At 57.9% G+C, this 3675-nt stretch carries 7 protein-coding genes; 2 read left to right on the top strand and 5 right to left on the bottom strand.

Translation table 11 applies throughout. From position 1 onward, the window contains the following. The coding region (locus WMO66_RS01950; protein WP_349134731.1) for a hypothetical protein at nt 1–317 on the top strand (317 nt) is incomplete at its 5' end. Here the strand turns inward: WMO66_RS01950 and WMO66_RS01955 are convergent. The 4 genes from WMO66_RS01955 to WMO66_RS01970 form a co-directional block, all read right to left on the bottom strand. Further along, complete coding sequence (locus tag WMO66_RS01955) at nt 307–528, bottom strand: hypothetical protein (protein ID WP_349134732.1); 222 nt, start codon at nt 526–528, stop codon at nt 307–309. The genes WMO66_RS01950 and WMO66_RS01955 overlap by 11 nt on opposite strands. A gap of 125 nt (nt 529–653) precedes the next feature. Continuing rightward, nucleotides 654–812, bottom strand: a complete 159-nt coding sequence (gene rd, locus WMO66_RS01960; protein WP_349134733.1) for a rubredoxin — start codon at nt 810–812, stop codon at nt 654–656. Between the two features lie 24 nt (nt 813–836). Then, nucleotides 837–1418: an NADH peroxidase gene (locus WMO66_RS01965; RefSeq protein WP_349134734.1), complete on the bottom strand. Its 582-nt coding sequence runs from the start codon at nt 1416–1418 to the stop codon at nt 837–839. A gap of 34 nt (nt 1419–1452) precedes the next feature. Beyond that, the gene (locus WMO66_RS01970; protein WP_349134735.1) at nt 1453–1857 is read right to left on the bottom strand and encodes a Fur family transcriptional regulator; all 405 of its coding nucleotides are present in this window, start codon (nt 1855–1857) and stop codon (nt 1453–1455) included. A 269-nt stretch (nt 1858–2126) separates the two neighbouring features. Here WMO66_RS01970 and WMO66_RS01975 point away from each other — a divergent pair, with 269 nt between their 5' ends. Continuing rightward, a complete protein-coding gene (locus WMO66_RS01975) occupies nt 2127–3416 on the top strand; it encodes an ABC transporter substrate-binding protein (protein WP_349134736.1) in 1290 nt (429 codons plus the stop codon). Here the strand turns inward: WMO66_RS01975 and WMO66_RS01980 are convergent. After that, nucleotides 3413–3675 (bottom strand): hypothetical protein (locus WMO66_RS01980; protein WP_349134737.1); only part of this gene is annotated, 263 nt, incomplete at its 5' end. The two genes, WMO66_RS01975 and WMO66_RS01980, sit on opposite strands and share 4 nt — an antisense overlap.

The following is a 3675-nucleotide window of genomic DNA, read 5'->3' on the forward strand; positions in this document are numbered from 1 at the left end:
GAGCGGCATGCCGCTCCCGGCGCAGCGCTGCCGACACGAACAGGCTGCCGATAAAATGGCACGCACCGATTACGTCTGTAGCGGCGGTCACTGCGCAGCCGTTGGCGGCTTTTCCGCCTTACGGATGCGGCGTGCCCTTTACGGGTAGTGACCGCCATTGGCACTCTCAAATTTCCGGCCGCCTCGCCGACCGCACCGGCTTCCAAATTTGGAAGCCTTGCGCCATAAAATCAATACCACAAAAATTGCCAGCCTGCATGGCGCTCATTGAGTTCCGCTGCAGGCCAATCGTGCAGTTTTCCCGCTTCACTCCGTGAACGTATAGCGAATCATATTTCCCTTTCCGTCGCCGGTCGTGATCACGACATCGCCGTCCATGTTCTTCCCGGTGTCCAGAACGGGCCAGCGGCCCTCGGCGCGGACATAGGCCTCGGGGCTTTCGGCCTCGATATCCAGGAATTCCTTCTTGCTGTGCGCCTCGCCTCCGCAGGGATTGATGGTCTCGATCAGAACTTCGTATTCATGCATTGCTTTTGCTCCTTTCCTTTTTTCGTCAGTATATCACAGAGCGCGCTGTCCGTGCAAATAGGCAATTTCCACAAATCGGAAAAATCGGCAGGAGAAAACATGCGTTCTCTCCTGCCGAAGACTTTTTACGCTTCCGGGCTGAACTGGTCCTTACCGACCGCGCACAGCGGGCAGAGCCAATCCTCCGGGACCTCTTCCCACGGCGTGCCGGGGGCAACGCCGTTCTCCGGGTCGCCGACGGCCGGGTCATAGACATAGCCGCAGACATCGCAGACATACTTCATAGCCGTTCCTCCTGCGGGAAATACTCAGCCGAAGTAGCGCTCCAGCAGACCCTTGAGAGCCTTGCCGTGACGGGCCTCGTCACGGGCCATTTCATGGACGGTGTCATGGATGGCATCGAGGTTGTTCTTCTTAGCGACCTTGGCCAGCTCGACCTTGCCGGCCGTTGCGCCGAATTCGCACTCCACGCGCCATGCCAGGTTCTTCTTCGTGCTGGCGGTCATGTTCGGCTCGAGCTCGCTGCCAAGGAGCTCTGCGAACTTTGCGGCGTGCTCAGCCTCTTCATAGGCGGCCTTCTCCCAGTACAGGCCGATCTCCGGATAGCCCTCGCGGTGGGCGATGCGGGCCATGCACAGGTACATACCGACCTCGGAGCACTCGCCGTTGAAGTTGGCCTTGAGCTGGTCGAGGATGAACTTCTTGTCCTCTTCGGGAACGCCGTCGAGCTTCGTGCCGATGCCGAATTCATGCTCGGCCGCGAGCTTCAGATCGCCCTCGACGGCCTGGAACTTCTCGCCGGAAACACCGCAGATCGGGCACTTGAAGCCTTCGGGCAGCTCATCGCCTTCATAAACATAACCGCAGACGGGGCAGACATACTTCTTCATAATAAAATCCTCCTGAAATGTTGTTTTTGTTGTTTTAGATCGTAATTTTAGACCCTGCATCCGGGGAAATGCAGTCGTTGCAGACGCCGGTAAACATCAGCTCGCAGGTGCTCGGGCACCCGCAGGTCACGCGGCGCATCAGCTCGACCGGCGGCTCGATGTCCGGCAGGTCATAGACGGCGCTGCACTGCGTGCACACGAAATGCGCGTGGGGAAGGGGGTTGCGGTCATAACGCTCGAGCCCATTGACGACACCGGCGGACCCGATGATGCCCTCGCGCCGGAACATGGCCAGATTGCGGTAGACCGTTCCGAGGGAGAGATCCGGGATATCCGGCTTGAGCTGCGTGTAGACCCATTCGGCGGTGGGATGCGTATCCGTGCTGCAGACGCAGGCCAGGATCGCATCGCGCTTCCTGCTCTTTTTCTGCATCGCCATCGCATCGCCTCCATAATGATAATAATTATCGTTTGCGTTATTATAATAGCATATTCCTCTGCCATCGTCAAGAGGGAATTTCAAAAAAATTCTCTCCCGGCTATTGGTTTTTTGCACAATTATTAAGCAGTCAATTTGTTCATTTTGTGAGAACTTTTCATTTTGTCCAAAATAAAGATTGCATTCTGCAAAACAGCGGTCTATACTGTGTGCATGAGGAAATTGAAAACGTTTCCAATTCACCGGAAAATTAATTGGGAGGCAACATCATGAAAAAGATCATCGCTCTGACCCTCGTGCTGATCCTCGCCGTCGGCCTGTTCGCCGGCTGCAAGAGCAGCGACAAAGGCTCTGTCTATTTCCTGAACTTCAAGCCGGAAGCAGACAGTGCATGGCAGGCACTTGCCAAGACCTACACCGAAAAGACCGGCGTTACCGTCAAGGTCGTCACCGCCGCCAGCGGCACCTATGAGACCACGCTGACCGCCGAAATGGCCAAGAAGGACGCCCCCACGCTGTTCCAGTGCGGCAATGAGACGGCTCTGGACACCTGGAAGGACTACTGCCTCGCGCTTGACGGCACGAAGTTCCTGAACGAGATGACCACGTCCGACTTCAACCTCAAGGGTGAGGACGGCAAGACCTACTGCGCAGGCTACTGCTATGAGGCCTTCGGCATCATCGTCAATACCGAGCTGCTGGAAAAGGCAGGCCACTCTCTCGACGAGATCAAGGACTTCGCCAGCCTGAAGGCTGTTGCCGAGGACATCACCGCCCACAAGGACGAGCTGGGCTTTGCCGCCTTCTCCTCCGCCGGTCTGGATTCCTCCTCTTCCTGGCGCTTCTCCGGCCATCTGGCCAACATGCCGCTGTACTATGAGTTCCGCGACGACAACGTGACCGAGCAGCCCGCCACGATCACCGGCAAGTATCTTGCCAACTACAAGAACATCTGGGATCTGTACATGAACAACGCCACCTGCGCTCCCTCCGAGCTGGCCGCCAAGACCGGCGACGAGTCCCGCGCAGAGTTTGCAAACGGCCAGGCTGTCTTCTTCCAGAACGGCACGTGGGAATACGCCAACCTGACCGACGCTTCCGCCATGGGCTTCTCCATGGATCCGGCAAAGCTGGCCATGATCCCCATCTACTGCGGCGTTGAGGGCGAAGAGAAGGCCGGTCTGGCCTGCGGCACCGAGAACTGCTGGGCCGTGAACGCCAAGGCCTCCGAGGAAGACCAGAAGGCCACCCTCGACTTCATGAAGTGGGTCGTTACCTCTGACGAGGGCACGAAGATGATGGCCGAGCAGTTTGGCCCCATCCCCTTCAAGAACGCCAAGGAGAGCGCGAACGTGTTCTTCAACAATGCCAACCACCTGATGTCCGAGGGCAACTACACCGTGACCTGGGCCTTCAACTACACCCCGAACGTTGAGAGCTGGCGTCAGGGCGTCGTGGACGCGCTGCTGGCCTACAGCACCGGCTCCGGCGACTGGAGCGGCGTCGAGACCGCCTTTGTCAACGGCTGGGCAACGCAGTATCAGCTGCAGGAAGGCTAATCCAAATTCGTCAAACCTGCGGAGGGCGGCAGACCGCCGCCCTCCCGGCCTGTCGAAAAAGTCCCTGCGGGATTTTCCGTCAGGCCGGGTGGCAAAATTGCAAAATGATCTTGCAGTTCTATTTTGCAATTTTGGCCGCTGCGGCGGGTGATCGAACGCGAAAGGACACCCTGACGGTTTCCTTTCACACTTTTCTTCCCTCCGAAGCTTTCGGCTGGGCAGATTATCGACAGTCTCGGAGGGCGGCGGGCCGCCGCCC

Origin of the sequence: Faecousia intestinalis (assembly GCF_040096185.1) — a bacterium.
In the GTDB taxonomy this organism is placed as follows: domain Bacteria; phylum Bacillota; class Clostridia; order Oscillospirales; family Oscillospiraceae; genus JAZOXB01.